16 protein-coding genes are annotated in these 18,580 nt (G+C 51.3%); 3 read left to right on the top strand and 13 right to left on the bottom strand.

The features are described from left to right. Positions 1 to 23: 23 nt before the first annotated feature. The 5 genes from murA to rpoE all read right to left on the bottom strand — a co-directional run bounded on the left by murA (position 24) and on the right by rpoE (position 5,622). Positions 24 to 1,277, bottom strand: a complete 1,254-nt coding sequence (murA, locus tag ACZYR9_RS11995) for a UDP-N-acetylglucosamine 1-carboxyvinyltransferase (protein WP_488978722.1) — start codon at positions 1,275 to 1,277, stop codon at positions 24 to 26. Between the two features lie 243 nt (positions 1,278 to 1,520). Beyond that, the gene (gene fba / locus ACZYR9_RS11990; RefSeq protein WP_488978721.1) at positions 1,521 to 2,375 is read right to left on the bottom strand and encodes a class II fructose-1,6-bisphosphate aldolase; all 855 of its coding nucleotides are present in this window, start codon (positions 2,373 to 2,375) and stop codon (positions 1,521 to 1,523) included. Between the two features lie 236 nt (positions 2,376 to 2,611). Continuing rightward, positions 2,612 to 3,004 carry a response regulator gene (locus ACZYR9_RS11985; protein ID WP_054817043.1) on the bottom strand — a complete coding sequence of 131 codons (393 nt, stop codon included), beginning with the start codon at positions 3,002 to 3,004 and terminating at the stop codon, positions 2,612 to 2,614. A 259-nt stretch (positions 3,005 to 3,263) separates the two neighbouring features. Then, the gene (gene pyrG / locus ACZYR9_RS11980; RefSeq protein ID WP_488978720.1) at positions 3,264 to 4,865 is read right to left on the bottom strand and encodes a CTP synthase; all 1,602 of its coding nucleotides are present in this window, start codon (positions 4,863 to 4,865) and stop codon (positions 3,264 to 3,266) included. 175 nt (positions 4,866 to 5,040) lie between these two features. Then, complete coding sequence (rpoE, locus tag ACZYR9_RS11975; RefSeq protein ID WP_488978719.1) at positions 5,041 to 5,622, bottom strand: DNA-directed RNA polymerase subunit delta; 582 nt, start codon at positions 5,620 to 5,622, stop codon at positions 5,041 to 5,043. Positions 5,623 to 6,093: 471 nt separating this feature from the next. Between rpoE and ACZYR9_RS11970 the strand changes: the two genes are divergently transcribed. Continuing rightward, on the top strand, positions 6,094 to 7,266 hold the full coding sequence (locus ACZYR9_RS11970; protein ID WP_488978718.1) for a S8 family peptidase: 1,173 nt from the start codon (positions 6,094 to 6,096) through the stop codon (positions 7,264 to 7,266). 6 nt (positions 7,267 to 7,272) lie between these two features. Here the strand turns inward: ACZYR9_RS11970 and ACZYR9_RS11965 are convergent, their stop codons facing one another. The 3 genes from ACZYR9_RS11965 to speE form a co-directional block, all read right to left on the bottom strand. After that, the gene (locus tag ACZYR9_RS11965; protein ID WP_488978717.1) at positions 7,273 to 7,773 is read right to left on the bottom strand and encodes a YwiB family protein; all 501 of its coding nucleotides are present in this window, start codon (positions 7,771 to 7,773) and stop codon (positions 7,273 to 7,275) included. 233 nt (positions 7,774 to 8,006) lie between these two features. Further along, positions 8,007 to 8,876, bottom strand: a complete 870-nt coding sequence (gene speB / locus ACZYR9_RS11960) for an agmatinase (RefSeq protein WP_488978716.1) — start codon at positions 8,874 to 8,876, stop codon at positions 8,007 to 8,009. Between the two features lie 27 nt (positions 8,877 to 8,903). Continuing rightward, entirely contained in the window at positions 8,904 to 9,731 is an 828-nt protein-coding gene (speE, locus tag ACZYR9_RS11955; protein WP_488978715.1) for a polyamine aminopropyltransferase, read from the bottom strand. Positions 9,732 to 10,013: 282 nt separating this feature from the next. On the opposite strand from speE, the gene ACZYR9_RS11950 reads away from it, so the two are divergent. Next, entirely contained in the window at positions 10,014 to 12,086 is a 2,073-nt protein-coding gene (locus tag ACZYR9_RS11950; protein ID WP_488978714.1) for a transglycosylase domain-containing protein, read from the top strand. Between the two features lie 101 nt (positions 12,087 to 12,187). Here the strand turns inward: ACZYR9_RS11950 and ACZYR9_RS11945 are convergent, their stop codons facing one another. The 5 genes from ACZYR9_RS11945 to ACZYR9_RS11925 form a co-directional block, all read right to left on the bottom strand. After that, positions 12,188 to 12,628, bottom strand: a complete 441-nt coding sequence (locus ACZYR9_RS11945; RefSeq protein ID WP_488978713.1) for a Dps family protein — start codon at positions 12,626 to 12,628, stop codon at positions 12,188 to 12,190. A 38-nt stretch (positions 12,629 to 12,666) separates the two neighbouring features. Continuing rightward, the gene (locus tag ACZYR9_RS11940) at positions 12,667 to 14,121 is read right to left on the bottom strand and encodes a catalase (RefSeq protein WP_488978712.1); all 1,455 of its coding nucleotides are present in this window, start codon (positions 14,119 to 14,121) and stop codon (positions 12,667 to 12,669) included. 130 nt (positions 14,122 to 14,251) lie between these two features. After that, positions 14,252 to 15,028: a winged helix-turn-helix domain-containing protein gene (locus ACZYR9_RS11935; RefSeq protein ID WP_488978711.1), complete on the bottom strand. Its 777-nt coding sequence runs from the start codon at positions 15,026 to 15,028 to the stop codon at positions 14,252 to 14,254. Then, entirely contained in the window at positions 15,007 to 15,399 is a 393-nt protein-coding gene (locus ACZYR9_RS11930; RefSeq protein WP_488978710.1) for a Fur family transcriptional regulator, read from the bottom strand. The genes ACZYR9_RS11935 and ACZYR9_RS11930 overlap by 22 nt, the downstream gene beginning before the upstream one ends. A 246-nt stretch (positions 15,400 to 15,645) precedes the next feature. Continuing rightward, a complete protein-coding gene (locus tag ACZYR9_RS11925; protein WP_488978709.1) occupies positions 15,646 to 16,146 on the bottom strand; it encodes a YwhD family protein in 501 nt (166 codons plus the stop codon). A 214-nt stretch (positions 16,147 to 16,360) separates the two neighbouring features. Between ACZYR9_RS11925 and ACZYR9_RS11920 the strand changes: the two genes are divergently transcribed. After that, the gene (locus tag ACZYR9_RS11920) at positions 16,361 to 18,568 is read left to right on the top strand and encodes a M1 family metallopeptidase (RefSeq protein WP_488978708.1); all 2,208 of its coding nucleotides are present in this window, start codon (positions 16,361 to 16,363) and stop codon (positions 18,566 to 18,568) included. The last annotated feature ends 12 nt before the right edge of the window (positions 18,569 to 18,580 follow it).

Below are 18,580 nucleotides of genomic sequence, written 5' to 3'. Positions count from 1 at the left end.
CGAAAGAAAAGTATACCGAGGTTTCAATCCTGCTGACGCCAAACCTCGGCTCCCAGATTTGATAGATTGGTTACGAGATGATCGTAGCCCCGATCGATATATTCCACGCCAGTGATTTCAGTAACGCCTTGTGCAACGGTCAATCCCGCGATGACGAGCGCCGCTCCTGCGCGAAGATCGGTAGCTTTGACTTTGGCTGCCATAAGAGGTCCTCCCTCGATTATCGCCGAGCGCCCCTCAACTTTAATATTGGCCCCCATGCGAACGAGTTCAGGGATGTGCTTGAACCGGTTGCTGTACACATAGTCCGTCAGAATGCTGGTACCCTTGGCTTGCGTGAGCAGACTGCTCATAGGAGACTGAAGGTCCGTTGCAAAGCCCGGATAAACCAGCGCCTTCACATCCACACTTTCGTAATCAAGCTGCCCTACGACACGAATCGATTCGTCCATTTCGTATATATGCACGCCCATCTCCTGCATCTTGGCCGTAATGGCCTCCAAATGCTTAGGGATAACGTTGTCCACAATCACGTCACCGCGTGTCGCTGCAGCGGCAATCATATAAGTTCCCGCTTGAATTCGATCCGGAATAATGGAATGCCTGCAGCCATGAAGCGCATCCACACCTTCAATCCGTATGGTCTCGGTTCCTGCGCCTTTAATTTTGGCTCCCATCGAATTCAAAAGCGTTGCTACATCTATAATTTCAGGCTCTTTGGCCGCATTTTCGATCGTTGTGACGCCTTTGGCTCGCGAGGCCGCCAGCATAATATTTATCGTCGCTCCTACACTGACGACATCGAGATATATTTTAGCTCCGCGCAGCTCTTTTGCTTTGATGTGCAGGGCCCCGTTCTCATTGGTGACCGATGCGCCCAATGCTTCGAAGCCTTTGATATGCTGATCGATGGGCCGCGGCTCAAAATTACACCCGCCGGGCATGCCGATCGTCGTTTCCCGGAATCGACCTAACAGCGCACCCATTAAATAATATGACGCTCTAAGCTTTTTAACATTACCGTTAGGCATAGGCCTGGAAACCAACCGACTCGAATCTATGATCATTCTGTCTTTTTGCCAATCTACAGTTGCGCCAAGTTCCTCCAGAATCTCCGTATATATCGCAACATCACTCAATGCCGGTAAATTATCCAGCGTTACGGCGGATTCTGATAAAATGGCAGCCGGTATAAGCGCGATGGCGCTGTTCTTGGCTCCGCTGATTTGAACCGTTCCACGCAGCGGACGCCCGCCGGCAATCATCAGTTTTTCCATTTCGTTGTTCTTCCTCCTACTTCACCACAATAAGGCGTTCAAACAAAATACAAATAACTTTGCGTGCGGGATGATAACAAAACCCCTAACGAGGCCATTCAAGGATGAGCGCCCGCAATTCAGAGGCAGGTTTTCTTGTGATTAAAGAAAGCGTTCAGCTCACTGAAAATGCATTCTTTCTTTATCGTTTTAAAAAAACAGAAGGGAAACACACCTAAAACCGGTGTATTTCCCGCTGTATCCTTAAGCTTGGTTGGAACTTCCGAACAGCTGGATTTTGGATTTGACCACTTCAACCATGGCCTTGCGAGCAGGAGTGAGGTATTTGCGAGGATCGTACACTTTCGCATCTTTGTTCAGCACATCGCGGATCGTTTGCGTGCAAGCGACTTGATTCTCAGTATTGACATTGATCTTGCCTACACCTGCCGCAATGGCTTTGCGAATCATCTCATCCGGAACGCCGGAGCCGCCATGCAGTACAACCGGAACCGGAATGGCGCTCGCCACCTTCTCGATGATATCAAAGCGGATATTCGGCTCTCCTGCGTACATTCCATGCGCTGTACCTACAGCAATGGCCAGGCAATCGACTCCCGTTTCTTCGTAAAAACGGATCGCTTCTTCAGGCTTGGCCAAAGACGCGTCAGCCTCGTCCACACTAATATCGTCTTCTACGCCGCCGATGGTGCCAAGCTCTCCTTCAACGGATACGCCCATCGCATGAGCCGCCTTTACCACTTCTTTGGTCAAACGAATATTTTCTTCAAACGAGTAGTGTGAGCCATCGAACATAACAGAGCTGAAGCCGGCACGGATACATTTCATGGCCACTTCAAAGCTGCTGCCGTGATCCAGATGCAGCGCGATCGGAAGTCCGGACTTCTTCGCTGCAGCTTCGGCCAACGCTACCGTATATTCCATACCCATATATTTCAATGCACCTTCGGAAACACCAAAAATGAAAGGCGATTTTAATTCTTCGGCCGCCTCCGTAATTGCTTGGGCGAATTCCAGGTTATTCATGTTAAACTGGCCTACGGCAAATTTATTTGCTTTGGCTTTAGGTAAAAATTCATTCATAGAAACAAGTGGCATGGTATTTCTCTCCTCCTAGTATAAATTGAACTCTTCGGCTTGTATACCGTTCTAAAGTCATACTGGCCCATTATACCATACAAATGCGCAAACGAGAATCCCGGGGTCAATGTGCGTCCCGGTATCCACAGCTGTACTCGGGCTGGGGTGGATCGGTTTTTTTCCAGCATCAATCGAATGTTCGGTCTTCTTTGGAACGTAAGCTTTGTCGCTTCTTTAGAAAAAAGAGACCCTTTTCAGGATCCCACGGCGTATGAGCTGTTATTCGAGGAACGAAGATGCTGATTGACGGCTTGCCGAAGCTCATCAATATCAAAAGGCTTCGTAAAGTGCATAATCGCTCCAAGATCGGTTGCTTCTTTAATCATATCCAGTTCCCCGTAAGCCGTCATCATGATGACTTTGATCGAGGCGTCAATACTTTTGATGTGCTTCAAGATATCAAGACCGTCCATACCGGGAATCTTCATATCCAAAAGAACAAGATCAGGCGACACGTTTCTTACGATCTCCAACGCAAGCTTGCCATTGGAAGCTTGGTAGGTTTCGTACCCTTCGCTGCTGAATACCTCCATCAGCAAAATACGGATACCGTTCTGGTCGTCTACGATGAGCAATTTCTTCTTCAAATGAGTACCCTCCCGTTTTGGTTTCCCTAATCAAACCTGGAAATTCCGTCCTGATTTGTATACCTAACAAAATATTCTATACCGGGAACACGATTCCTGCTGTCTCCGGCAAAAAAATTTGAAAAGATTTACAAATCAAGCAGACATTACAGACTTCGTCCGTATTACCGATATAGGAGGGGCAACGCCCCCCTTTTCTATATTTATTCGGCTGTCCGCCTATCCATACGGAGGGCAGGGCACTCCAGACTAACCAATATTACCGTGCGTGGGAGTAAGCCGCTTGAACAAAGTGTTTAAACAGCGGCTGCGGACGGTTCGGTCTCGAAGTGAACTCCGGATGGAACTGCACCGCCAAAAACCACGGATGGTCCGGACATTCAATGATTTCCACCAAACGGCCGTCAGGACTTGTACCCGACACCTGCAAGCCTGCAGCTTCAAGCGTGTCGCGGTATTCATTGTTGAACTCGTAGCGGTGACGGTGACGTTCGTATACGAGTTCGTCCTCATAACAGCGCATCGCAAGCGATCCCTCTTTAATCTTGCAAGGATACAAGCCAAGGCGCATCGTTCCGCCCAAATCCTCAATATCCTTCTGCTCGGGCAGCAGATCAATGACCGGATAAGGCGTCGTAGGATGAATTTCCGAGCTGTTTGCACCCTCAAGCTTGAGCACCGAACGAGCATACTCGACGACAGCCACCTGCATGCCGAGGCAGATGCCGAAGAACGGAACTTTATTCTCACGGGCATAACGGATCGCCGTTACCTTGCCCTCAATACCGCGATCTCCAAATCCGCCCGGAACCAGAATTCCGTGTACGCCGCCCAATAGCTCACCGACGTTGTGGTCGTATATTTCCTCCGCATTCACCCAGCGGATTTTCACTTCGGTATTGCAATCGATACCGGCATGGCCCAACGCCTCAACAATACTCAGATAAGCGTCGTGAAGCGCTACGTACTTACCGACAATGGCGATTTCGGTCACTTCTTTAGGTGATTTAACGCGTTTAATCAGGTTTTCCCATTCCGTCATATCCGGCTCGTTTGTCGACAGCTTCAAGTGATTGACCACGATGTCGTCAAGCCCCTGCTCGCGAAGCATCATAGGAACCTCATACAGCGTCTCCGCATCGCGCGCTTCGATCACCGCACCCGGATCGATATCGCAGAACAGCGCCAGCTTACGCTTCATGTCTTCGGCCAGCGGGTGTTCCGTACGGCAGACGATCACATGAGGTTGAATGCCGATGCCGCGGAGCTCTTTTACGCTGTGTTGAGTCGGCTTGGTTTTGACTTCTCCAGCCGCCTTCAAATAAGGAATCAACGTGACATGAATATACATGACGTTATCCCGGCCGATGTCGCTTTTAATTTGACGTATGGCTTCAAGGAACGGGAGACTTTCGATATCGCCTACCGTACCGCCAATCTCAGTGATGACCACATCCGACTGGGCTTCGCGTCCGGCACGGAATACCCTCTCCTTAATCTCGTTAGTGATGTGCGGAATCACTTGTACCGTACCGCCCAAGTATTCGCCCCGGCGTTCTTTGGCAATGACCGAGGAATACACTTTACCGGTCGTGACGTTGCTGTTTTTCGACAAATTGATGTCGATGAAACGCTCATAATGACCAAGGTCAAGGTCCGTTTCCGCTCCGTCGTCGGTCACGAACACTTCTCCATGCTGGTAAGGACTCATCGTTCCCGGGTCAACATTGATATACGGATCGAATTTTTGAATCGTGACTTTTAACCCCCGGTTCTTGAGCAATCTTCCGAGCGACGCAGCTGTAATGCCCTTGCCAAGCGAAGAAACAACGCCTCCGGTCACGAAAATATACTTTGTCATTATGTAATACCTCCCAAGTTTAGCTTGCCTAAAAAAAAGAAAAAGCCCCCCGCTTCGGCGGGGCACTTTTATCCAAAAGGACCTCATGGTCCGTAACGTTTATCCAAAGCCCAGAAAATAGTTTACTCTGATCGGACCAAGCTGTCAAGGAGAAACGAGAAGCTGCTTTTATTTGTCATTTTTTATCGTCGTCAGCGTCTTCGTCTTCTTCATCCAGATCGTCGGCATCCTCTTCCAGCTCGGAGTCTTCATCATCTAGTTCGACATCATCCAACTCTTCATCCTCGGAATCCTCTTCTTCGAAGAATTCGGTCTCTTCCTCCACCTCTTCATCCGAGTCGAAGTCGTCGCGAGGCGAATCGTAGCTATCGTAATCCTCTTCTTCCGTGAATGCGTCTTCTTCTTCAGCAAACAAATCCTCATCATCAAGGTCGTCATCTTCGTCATTAATAATGCGCGGACGTTTGCCGCTGGACATGGCATCCTCGGATTTTTCCACAGGATACCAACGCTTCAGGCCCCACAGATTGGTGCCTACACACGCAAAACGGCCGTCAATGTTGATCTCAGTATATAGCTGTGCGATGACCTGCATGACTTCGTCATCGGACAGACCTTTAATTTTGGCAATTTCCATCATCAGATCCCGATAGTAAAACGGCGTATTCGCCGCCTTCAGCAATTCAAAGGCGAGATCCACCATAGGCATTTCCTTGGCTTGCTCCGCACCGATTTTAAGCAGGTTCTGAGCACTCATTTCGGGGCACATCCCTTCCGACATTTATATACGCTGCAACTGTTTTCAGAGGAGCGCAGGCGCTCACAGTCGTCAACTTTTACCACTACAATATCCACTATCTTCAATTAGTAAACCTTATTTTATCTAAAAATGCAACTGGTTGCCGGGGTTTTATAAGAAAAGCCCAAAATGAAACGAAGGATTCCTCATATGCCAACTCCCGAAAACCACCGGGCTGCCCTGTATGAAGAACCCTTCGCTCTGACTGTACCCTCAAAAGACCAAAGCCGGACTCATCGGCCCGCCACTTGTTCCTCTGATCCTGGAAGGGAGAACATTAGACACCCCCCTTGATATCCTATGTAAGCCCCAGCCCTTTGACACGGCCTGCAACCTATTTATTTGACATAAGGTTATGCGCTCATACGGAAGGATTCCCCACTACATACGATACATAAAGGAATGCTCGTCAGCCAGGGGGAAAAAACAATGAATCCTTCAACATTTGTCGCGTGGCTTCATGAAGCGGTGGACGATTCGAAAAATGCCGAGAGGCGGCATATCATCCGTTTTGCTCATGGGCACGATTACGCTGCCTTTGCAAGGCAATTCATCCGGCAGCGCAAAGCTTTGCCCCTGCTTCAGCACATTCAGCCTCTGAGGTTGATTCGCGGTATCTCATGTCCTTTGCGGACGGCAAAAAAGCTCAACTCCATTCCTTTTATCCACTTCATTGAAGAGGACAACCGTGCACAAGTACACAGCTTCAGGAATAAGAATATGGCAAGAACGCATTCACCCTCCGAAGACAGCAGGGGAATCGAGAAACCGGTCATTCCCTGGGGAGTCCGCCATATCCGTGCACCCCAGACTTGGACCAAATCACGGGGCGATCGAGTACGTATCGGCATCATCGATACCGGAGCGGATTATTCCCATCCCGATCTTCGCCATTGCCTCTCCCGCGGCGTGAACATTCTAAACCGCCATTTGCTTCCTATCGACGATAACGGCCATGGAACACATATCGCAGGAACCATCGCCGCTTATAACCAAAATAAAGGAATGATCGGCGTGGCACCCGGCGCGCTCATTCATCCGGTTAAAGCGTTCGATCACCAGGGCGGAGCCTTTGTATCGGACATTGTCAGCGGGATTGAATGGTGCGTCTCAAACGGTATTCAACTGATTAATATGAGCTTCGGCATGAAAACGTACAGCAAAGCACTGGAGGCTGCAGTCCTCAGCGCTTACCAGGCGGGTATCGTCATTGTCGCTTCCTCGGGCAACGAAGGTAAACAAGCGGAAGTGGATTACCCCGCACGGCTTCGCCAGGTTATTGCCGTCGGGGCCACTACGCGCAAGGGACGCATTGCACCTTTTAGCAACGTGGGCCGGCAAATTGATATCTATGCTCCCGGGGAGAAAATTTATTCCACCTGGCCGCGCGGCAAATACCATGAGCTGAGCGGCACTTCGATGGCCACCTCGCACGTGTCGGGAGTCATCGCACTCATGCTTGCGCGAAGACCTGGATTAAAGCCTTTCACGATCAAGAGAATTTTAAGCAAAAGCTCCAGGTTTATTATCAAATCCAGAAAAAAAATAAGCAGCATCAAAGAAATTCATGCTTTGCGCGCGGTAACAGCCTTAAACAAATAAAGTCTGCTAGCTGGTCAGGGGCGGCTGAACCGGACTCTTCCGCTGAACTACACGAAGCAAAAGACGGTATTCCCCGGCACTTTCGCCCATAACGGACAGCTTATAGCTCCAGTCAATCGTCAGCAGGTCCTCCGGAGCCTCGATGCCGTCTAAGCTGATCGGAGTATCCCTCTGCCATACCTCCAAACTGAGCGTTTCCGTTTCCAGTTCCATCCGACCCTGCGGGGTTTGCAAGTATCCTCTATGCCGCTTCCCGGGGATAAAGGTTTGTTCAAACCGGACATCCCCATGCCGTACGATACGAAGCTCTCCCTTTTCCGCCTTGACCGTAGTAACAGTTTGACCCATCTCCGCTTCCGGCGGCTCATCATAGCGAACGTACACCTGCTTCCCCTTGAAAAACAAGTCGCCTTCCATACGCCGCACGATGCGTTCCCCCGCAGCCAAGCTTTCTAAAGTAATGTCGACCCGGCGCCTGTGGTCAGACGCCGTTTGCTTGTCCGTCATTTCAACGATCCTCTCCCGTCATTTCTGGTATACTTATGGTATAGAAAAGCAGAGGCGACAGCTACTTATGATGCACCGCTACAGCCAATCCTGTTCCTGTACCGGACGGAGCTGACCGTGCTCACCCAGCGCCAAGCCTAAGGAGGCTGAGGCCCCTGAATATACGATTATACAAACAAAACCGACCCCTCCGCCTGAAAAAAGACGGAAAGGCCGGTTTTATCATTTATCGATTACTTTACCAAGCCCAGCAGCATTTCTCGGATCAGCTTGCTGGCTACGATTTGGGTTTGTTCTGTCGGATCATAGGCCGGTGCCACTTCGACAATATCGGCGCCGACGAAATTCAGCTCCGACGCAGCCATGGCGTGAATCGCTGCGAGCAGCTCTTTGGACGTAATGCCGCCTGCTTCCGCGGTTCCCGTGCCCGGAGCACACATCGGATCAAGCACGTCGATATCGATGGTCAAATAAACGGGGCGGCCGGCTAGCTCCGGCAGCACTTTCTTCAGCGGCTCGAGTACTTCAAACGGGTGGAAGTTAATGTTTTCGCGTCCGAACTGGAACTCCTCACGGGAGCCTGAGCGGATGCCGAACTGATAAATGTTTTTGCCGCCCATCAGCGCAGCCGCTTTGCGGACCGGCGTCGAGTGGGACAGCGGCTCGCCTTCGTACTGCTCGCGCAGATCGGCATGGGCATCGATATGAATCAAAGCGAGGTCCGGATACTTGGCATACACTTGCTGAATGACTGGCCAGGATACAAGATGCTCGCCGCCCAGACCAAACGGGAATTTGCCGTCAGCCAGCAGACCGCGTACGTACTCGCCGATGATCTCCAAGCTGCGCCCTGCGTTACCGAAAGGCAGCAGCAGATCGCCCGCATCAAAATAAGTGATTTCTTCAAGGCTCTTATCCAAATACGGGCTGTACTCCTCCAGACCGATCGACACCTCGCGGATGCGCGAAGGGCCGAACCGGGAGCCCGGACGGAAGCTGACCGTATAGTCCATCGGCATGCCGTAAATCACCGCACGGGACGCCGCATAGTCGTCCGAGCTGAGAATAAAGACGTTGCCGGAATATTTTTGATCGAGTTTCATAGGTTCTGATCTCCTTGGTTTTGGCGATTACTTCGTCAAATCTTCAACAAACTTCGGCAGTGCGAAGGCTGCTTTATGCAGGCGCGGCGTGTAATACTTCGTATCGATCTCCGGAATTTTCGTTTCGTCGACAGCAAGCGGGTCATACTTTTTGCTGCCCAGCGTGAACGTCCAGAGGCCGCTCGGGTATGTCGGAATGTTAGCGCAGTATACGCGCACAATCGGGAAAATCTCTTTTACGTCGCGGTTTACGTTGCGGATCAGGTCCGCCTTAAACCAAGGGTTGTCCGTTTGCGCAACAAAGATACCGTCTTCCTTAAGCGCATCGTAAATCCCTTTATAGAAGCCCTGTGTAAACAGGGAAACAGCCGGACCTACAGGCTCGGTGGAGTCCACCATGATGACGTCATAAGTATTTTTATGATCGTGAATATGCATGTAGCCGTCGTTGACGATCACCTCTACGCGCGGGTTGTCCAGTTCGCCGGCGATGGAAGGCAGGTACTTCTTGGAATACTCGATGACTTTGCCGTCGATTTCGACGAGGACCGCTTTTTCCACTTCCGGGTGCTTCAGCACTTCGCGGATGACGCCGCCGTCGCCGCCGCCGACGACCAGAACATGCTTCGGGTTTGGATGCGTATAAAGCGCAGGATGGGCCACCATCTCATGATAAACAAACTCATCCTTCACGGTAGTCATAACCATTCCGTCCAGCACGAGCATCGTGCCCCACTCGGCCGTTTCGATCATAGCAAGATCTTGAAAATCCGTTTTTTCAGTGACATGAGTCTTGCTGATTTTGGCTGTAATGCCGAAGTTATCGGTTTGTTTCTCTGTGTACCACAATTCCATATGTAATTCCACCTTTCGCATAAGCGCATTTTCATCGGCTTCCATCCCAATGGAGAAACCGCAGGACGGGCGGACAACTATTATTTTGGTATGTTTTAGCCGGTCTCTTGCATGTCAAATTGTATTATAGTGTATCTACCCGAAAATGCAAATACGAACGCAGGGAATCCAAAGGATTTTAAAAAAAATTTAACGTTTCTGTTACATTCGCATGAATACGGTTTTCTATGTTTTTCCATACTGGAGAATAGAACCTATTTTCTTTGGGAAGGAGTGAATGACATGAACGAGGAGCGGAGCAGACGGACTGCCGCGGAAAGCGATCCCTTCGATCGTTTAGTGAAGCGTATAAAGGCGTGGATCTCTTTTTCTTTTACTTGTCTTCTTCTGGGCGCGGCCGTGATGCTGGTTCTATTGCTGTTCATGCGTTCACAGTCGCTTCCCGTATCCAAAATGGCCATGGCCTCCGAAATGTACGATGTTCACGGTACCATGATCGAAGCGTACGGCGGGAGCAAAAACCGCCAGATGATCTCTTTGAAGGAAATGTCCCCGAAGGTCATTGAAGCGACACTGGCCATTGAGGACCGGAACTTTTACAGTCATTACGGCTTTGACCCCAAAGGCATAGCCCGGGCCGCCTGGGTCAACCTTCAGCATATGTCCAAGGTTCAGGGAGCAGGCACCATTACCCAGCAGCTCGCGCGGAACCTGTATTTAACGCACGAGAGAACTTGGGCGCGCAAAATGAAGGAAACCTACTATGCCGTGCAAATGGAGCTCCAAATGAGCAAGGATCAAATTTTGGAGCAGTACTTGAATCAAATTTATTACGGTCACTCGACATACGGTATTCAAGCAGCCTCCCTGCTGTTCTTCGGCAAGAACGCTTCAGAGCTGTCTCTTGCCGAAAGCGCGCTGCTGGCTGGGATCCCTAAAGGTCCGCGGTATTATTCCCCCTACTATGATTGGCAAAATGCGATGGACAGGCAACAAACGGTGCTGCAAACCATGGTCGAGGCCGGCTATATTACGCAAAATCAAGCGAATGAGGCGGCGCGGGAAAAGCTGAATATCCTGCCGTTGGAGGAGAAAAAGCCGATAACCGCGCCCTACTTCCGCGACTATGTACGGGGAGCCGCGACGGAGCTGCTTGGCATGGAGGAAAAGGAATTCGAGGAGAGCGGGCTTCGGGTCTATACATCTCTGGATCTGAAAGCGCAGAAGATTGCTGAAGAGGTCATCTCAGAGCAGCTGAAGGACTACCCGGAGCTGCAGACGGCACTGGTTGCGATCGACCCTCGCAGCGGCTATGTCAAGGCGATGGTCGGCGGGCGCAGCTACGGACAAAACCAATACAACCGCGCGTTCGCAAATACACGGCAGCCGGGATCGTCTTTCAAGCCGATCGTTTATTTAACCGCTTTGAAGGAAAAGCAGTTCTCCCCGGTTACCCGGTTTCTCAGCGAGCCGACGACATTCACCTATGATCAGGGCAGACAAACCTACACACCCAGCAATTTCGGCAATAAATATTTTGACTGGATTGATTTGCGGACCGCTATCGCCAAATCGGATAATATTTTTGCAGTGCATACCGTGCTGGAAACCGGACCGGAGCGTGTCATCGAGATGGCGCGGCGGATGGGCATCACGAGTCCGATGAAGCCTATGCCGTCTTTGGCGCTCGGCACCTTTCCGGTCAGCCCGTTCGAGATGGCATCAGCCTTCGGCATTTTGGCCAATCAAGGGGTTCGCGTCGAACCGACGGCGATTCTGCGCATCGAGGACCGGCGCGGACGCGTGCTCTACGAGGCCGCCCCGAAGCAGGAGACGGTCATCGAGCCCGCGTACACCTATGTGCTGACCAAGCTCATGGAGAGCGTGTTCGATCAGGGCGGCACTGGAAGCCGCGTATCGCGCGTGCTTAAACGCCCTGTGGCCGGCAAAACCGGCACGACGAACACGGACGCGTGGCTTGTCGGCTACACGCCGGAGCTGTCGACAGCCGTGTGGGTCGGATATGATAAAGACCGCAACATCAGCGCGGTTGAATCGCACCTCGCAGCGCCGGTCTTCGCCGAGTTCACGGAGCGTACGCTGGAGTCGGTGCCCCCCAAGCTGTTCCCGATCCCCGAGGGCGTCGTGAACGTCTACATCGATCCGGCAAGCGGCAAGCTCGCCAACGAGAGCTGTCCCGATTCGCGGATGGAGGCTTTCGTTGAAGGCACGGAGCCAACGGAATACTGCACGCAGCAGCCGGTACAGAGCGAAGGCGGCAAAGACACCCCTCCGGCCAAAAGAAATCAGAACGGCACATGGTGGGAAGACCTGAAGCGCTGGTGGAACAGTTAACGGATAAGGACGAAGTCTTGGGGACGCGAAAGGTGCGGAGCGAATCAGCGGCAGAACCGCAAAAAGAGGGGTGTGCGGACACCCCTCTACGTCGTATACGCTTATTTACCCAAAAACGAATTCAGCATCCATACATGCTTTTCGAGACTGGAATGAATGCCGAGCAGCATATCGCCGGTCGTTTCGTCTTTCTGCGATTCAGCCAGCTTCATACCGTCCTTCAATTCACCGACAATGATTTCAAAATCGTCAACGATCGATTTGACCATTTGTTCGGCCGTTTCACCGCCTGTTGCATCTTTGACGGAAGCCTGCTCCAAGTAGCCCTTCAATGTAGCGACAGGCTGACCTCCCAGCGCCAGCAGACGTTCAGCAAGCACATCCACATGGGCTGCCGCCTCCGTATAGAGCTCTTCAAATTTGGCATGAAGCGTAAAGAATTGCCGGCCCTTCACATACCAATGATAATTGTGGAGCTTAACAAACAAGACGGACCAATTGGCGATTTGTGTATTGAGCGTTTCGTGCAAGTTTTGCTGCATAACGTTTACCTCCCTTTTCTCTTAATTCTTTTTTCTATTTAGTTTTTCGGTATAAATTGGCTGATGTCGACGCCGAGGCCTTGCGCAAGTCTCATACCGTACTCACGGTCCGCACGGAAGAAGTTGCAAACGGCACGAAGTTGAATGTTTTCATTGGTCTGCTTCAAATCATTGACCAGATTGCTGATCAAATGATCGCGCTCCTGATCGGTGAAGCTGCGATAACGTTCGCCGGCCTGGGTGAAATCGTCCGTTTTATCGATACGCTGGCGTCCCGCAGCGCCATGAAGCGGTGAACGGCTTTCCGCATACTCCGGAGTCTCCTTCGGACTTTCCTCGAAGCTGTTCGGCTCGTAGTTGACCGGGCTAGGATCCTGCTTCACATTCATCAAGCCGTCTCGCTGATGATTTCTTACCGGAGCATACGGGCAATTGACCGGAATTTGCAGGTAATTGGCGCCCAAACGGTACCGCTGGGTGTCCGGATAGGAGAAGAGTCTGCCTTGAAGGAGCTTGTCCTCCGACGGCTCGATCCCGGGAACCAATACGCTCGGTGCAAATGCGGACTGCTCCACCTCTGCGAAATAGTTTTGCGGATTCCGGTTCAACGTCATGGTGCCGACCTTGTGCAAAGGATACATATCTTCAGGCCATACCTTGGTCGCATCCAGCGGGTCAAACGCAAAGCGGTCCAAATGCTCTACCGGCATCATCTGAACATGGAGCTCCCACTGCGGGAAGTTGCCCTTTTCGATGTTGTCGAACAAATCACGAGTAGCGTGGTTAAAATCTCCGCCCTGCACTTCGCGTGCCTCGTCAGCCGACAAATTCACAACGCCCTGAAGCGACTTCCAATGATATTTCACATAAACGACCTTGCCGTCCGCATTCACCCACTTGAAGGCGTGAACGCCAAAGCCGTCCATTTGCCGATAGTTGGCGGGAGTCCCGTAGTCGGAGAATACCCAGGTCATCATATGTGTAGATTCAGTAGACAAGGTCATAAAATCCCAATACCTTGCCGGATCTTGAATATTGGTGTCCGGAGCAGGCTTTAAGGAATGAACCATGTCCGGGAACTTAATCGCATCGCGGATAAAGAACACCGGCAGATTGTTGCCTACCAAATCATAGTTGCCTTCCTCTGTATAAAACTTCACGGAAAATCCGCGGGGATCGCGGGCCGTTTCCGGTGACCCTGTACCATGAATTACCGTAGAGAATCTTACAAAAACCGGCGTCTCCTTCCCTGCCTCCTGCAGGAAGTGAGCCTTCGTATATGCCTTCATGCCGGCTTCCGTCCGGAATACGCCATGAGCGCCTGCGCCGCGGGCATGAACGACACGCTCCGGAATCCGTTCGCGGTCAAAGTGAGCCAGCTTTTCAAGTAAATGATAGTCTTCCAGCAATGTCGGTCCCCGTTGACCCGCCGTTCTCGAATTTTGATTATCGCCTACCGGCACACCCTGATTTGTCGTCAGTCTGTTATTCATATCAAGCAGCTCCTTATATTTAAATTTAGACTTAATTTAAATCTTGATATGATATTAACATGCGCTGACCTTCAAATCATGATGTTCGAATGAAGATTACATGAAGGAAAGATGAAGGCGAAGGTACCGCTCACTCATCCGCCAGCCGGTAGCCGACACCTCTTACCGTAGCGATATACCGGGCTTTCCCGGCGGAATCGCCGAGCTTCTTTCTCAAGCTTTTCACATGAACGTCCACCACGTTGCTGCCACCGAAATACATGCTTCCCCAGATCTGATTCAAGATGTCTTCCCGTGAAAGCACCGCACCCTCCGATTGAAGAAAAAGCTGCAGCAGCTCATATTCCGTCTTGGTCAAATCAAGCCGCGCCTGCCCCCGGTACGCCGTCATTTTTCTGGAATCGACCAGCAAATCCTTAAAGGAGCTTTGGCCGGAGGAGGCATCGGATGCAGGTGCAAAACCGGAAGCCGGAGCGGCTTGGCTTATGCGCCGTACGGCCTCTAGGATATCGTCGGCAGGCCAGCTTATCCATTCGGCAGCCGAACCCGCTATCTCGCCTGACGGTATCAGCCCATTGACCAAGAAAAGAAGACGGGGCTGCTGCTGTGAATGTGAAAATAAAGAGGATGCGTACTGTGCGTCCCGCTCCACGTCTTGAGATGCCGTCAAATCATAGACGATCGAATGTACGGAAATCTCCTTCATCATTAAGGGATCATAACGATGGAACACAAGCACATCGAAGCAGTCCGAGGTCAGCTTTCCAATCAGCCCGCTCAACCGATTCGGAAACGGGCTGATCACAATCACTCTTTGCGTATGGGTGCATACGCTCCCCTCCGGCATTAGGCTTTGATCCATGATCTCAAGAGGCTGGGAATGATTTACGCCTTGAGCTGATTGCATGTACCGCACACCCCCTCGAAGACAACATGGGAATGATTAATCCTGTAATGGGTTGTCTTCTCCACCTCTGCGATCCATTCGGCTGGAGTCGGACTCAGCACTTCATCCACACGTCCGCATTGTTTACAAACAATATGATGATGATCGTCCACCCTTGCGTCATACCGGCTTGCCGCTTCTCCTAATTTAAGCTCACGAAGCAGTCCGACATCCGTCAAATACTTAAGCGAGTTATATACCGTAGCATAGGCGAACTGCTGGCCCTGCTCTCTTAATCTCTCCATCACCTCCGCGGCTGTCGGATGTCCATCGTCATATTGAACCGCTTCAAGTACCGCTTTGCGCTGTGCAGTTAAATTGATCTTGTTCATAGCTGCTCATCCCTTTATTTTATATTTAGATTTAGTATAAATCTTATATTTAACTTGGTCAACCAATCGACGTCAATGGACCTTGCCTTTTTTCGGCACGAGGAGGTATCCGGCCGTTTTCGGGCAACACAAAAAGGCAGACCGGAGGTCTGCCTTTTTGCTGTCCTAGTATATGGTGCATATACTAGGCATTAGTATACATCGTTATGGCAGGTCGTTCAATGACCGTCACATAATGTACAAAATTTACGCAAGCGCTTCTTTGAGTACGTTTTCGGAGCGTTCCCACATTCCGGGGTCGTTGTCGATCATCAATTTTTTGAGAGCGGCCTTCTCTTTTTCCCCGAGGTTGTCGAGCATGAAGCGGCGTTTTAGCGCGGCATCCATACGGTTTACATGGTCGGCGAGAATTTTCCAGCCTTTGCGTGCCTCCGGATCAACCGTCATCTCGCAGGAAGTCACTCCCGCGTAGTACTTTCCCTCTTCCTTGAAATCCACGGCCACCCAAACGATCCAGCAGGGACGGCCGTTTGGCACCTCATCCTTGTTTGTGGTAAACTTGATCCCTTTTTCAATCTTGCTCTTAGCGTGCAGCGCCCCCTGATCGATGTAAGCTTCTCCTTCGTCAATAATGACGCAGGACATTTGGCTCAGGTCGATCGAGCCTTGGCCAAACCCGCGGTGCTTCGTTTCTTTGCTGCTGACAATATTCAGCGAAGGCAATTTTTTCTTATCATTTATATCCATAAGGCACACCATCCCTATCCTTTATTCACAGTTCCGTAAAATCGGTCTCGCTCGTTATTATTGTAGCTAAAGTACAGGAGCATGTAAATAAACCGGGACCTGTCCGTATAAGTTGAAAAGCCCGAGAAACAGCCTTACTGATAAAAAGGCAGAAATAATCCTCGTCCTACATACATATACATGCTGTAGATGCTTGTCAACGGGGTGAATATGGATGAAAAAACGAATCGGCGGCCCCCTCGTACCCTGGGGCCTACTTACAATCTTCGTCTGCGGTGTCACACTGCTGACCAACGCCCTTCTGCCGGCCGACTTCCGTTCGGGAGCGCCTGCCACTGGATGGAAGCTTTCTGCCGAAGCCGCTTACCCTGCCGTTTTTCCTGCCGAAGGGGGAATAAATCCGCTGAGCCTGAAGCCCATAAGGTTAACTGCCGGGCATTCCATCGTCGGGGCGCCTCCCTGGCCTCAAGCCAAAGGACAAGCGGACGGCTCATCTACGGGCATTTTTTTGCCGACCGCACATGCTGAGCCGGTCAGCGGAAGAATGACGGAGCCGGCAGCTCCACCTCCCGCTCCGCCAAGCTTGCCGGTCAAGCCCGTGGAGAAACCGGCGCCCAAGCCGCTGTCCAACCGTATTGTCGAGTATCACCTGAACGTGGAGCTCGACGCAGAAGGAAAGATGATTAAAGGCACCTCATCGCTGACCTGGAAAAACCCGGGAAGTCAACCGGTGCAGGAGCTTTATTTTCACTTGTATCCGAATGCGTTCGAGTCAAAGAAAACGACGTTCATGAAGGAATCCGGAGGAAGGCTGCGCGACGATACCCAGAAGGAAGGCAGCTTCGGCAGCATGACGGTCAGTTCCATTCGGGCGCTTGACGGCTCCGAGATGGAGCTGGTCGACCGCATAGCGTATGTTCAGCCCGATGACGGCAACAAGGACGATAAAACCTTAATCAGGGTACCGCTTCCGAAGCCCGTCATGCCCGGGGAAAAAGTCAATTTGCATACCCAATTTTCCGTGAAGCTGCCGCAAGTCTTCGCCAGAATGGGCTATGCGAACGATTTTGTGATGGCCGGGCAATGGTTTCCCAAAATCGCCGTATACGAGCCCAAAGGCACACGGGGACGTACCGATGAAGGCTGGAATTTGCACCAGTATCATGGAAGTTCGGAGTTTTATGCAGACTTTGGCATATTCGACGTGAAAATCAAAGTGCCTTCCACCCATAAAGTAGCGGCTACCGGCTTCCCGACCAAGCCCGTCTCCGATGACGGCAAAACGAAAACCTACTCGTTTTACTCCGACGATGTGCATGATTTTGCCTGGGCCGCTTCGCCGCATTTTATATACCATGAAGAGCCCTATGCCACTTCGCATCTGCCCGGGGTCCGCATCAAGCTGTATCTCGATCCAAAGCATGAGCACCTGAAGGCCCGTTACATGACAGCAGCCAAAAAAGCGCTCGCCCGCTACTCCCAGTGGTACGGTAATTACCCTTACAATACGCTGTCGATCGTCGTGCCGCCGGAAGAGGCCAATGGAGCCGGGGGAATGGAATACCCGACGCTGATTACCGCATGGGGAGCTATCGAAGAAAATCCGACCCTGGAGCTGGAAAGGGTTGTAGTCCATGAGATAGGCCACCAATTCTTTTATGGTATGGTTGCCAGCAACGAATTTGAAGAGGCATGGCTGGATGAAGGCTTCACCTCTTATGCCGAAGACAAGTTAATGGAAGCGGAATACGGCGTTCGCCCGAATCTGCTCGTGGAATCAAGCTACATCACCCATCCGGCCGCACTCAAGAAGAACGCCTGGAGCTATGACGGACACCATCACTATGCCGAAAATGTATATACCCGGGCCAAGCTGGTGCTCAAAGCCATGGAACGTCAGGTCGGTCCGGAGACCATGGACAAGATCATGCGAACGTATTTTCAGCGCTGGAAGTTCAAGCACCCGACCACAACGGATTTTCAAAAAGTCGCAGAAGATGTAACGAAAACCGACTGGAAGCCGTTTTTTGACCAATATGTCTATAGCGGCATGATGGTCGACTACGCCATCACCGGGATCAAAGTGCAGCAGGTGACAGATAATGGCCAAACCTACTATGAAAACAGCGTACAGCTGCGCAAGCTTGGAGGTACCTATCCCAACGTACCTGTCCGGTTCCATTTTGCCGACGGCACGCAGCTCGATAAAACCTGGGACGGCGCCGACAGCGAGGTCATCATGAAGCTGAATCATGCCGCTCCGCTGAGGTGGGCGGCTATAGACCCGGATTACGTTATCGTGCTGGAGAACAAACGGATCAACAGCTATATGAAAACGGAAGTCGATTCGCAGCTATCGCTGCGATGGAACATGAGCGTTGTGAAAATTTTGGAGACCTTGTTCGGCTGGGTCGCATGGTGAGGGGAGTGAGGA

Source organism: Paenibacillus sp. F024 (assembly GCF_057814255.1).
The sequence above is the reverse complement of the archived record's forward strand: the minus strand, read 5'-3'. Positions and strand labels throughout refer to the sequence as shown.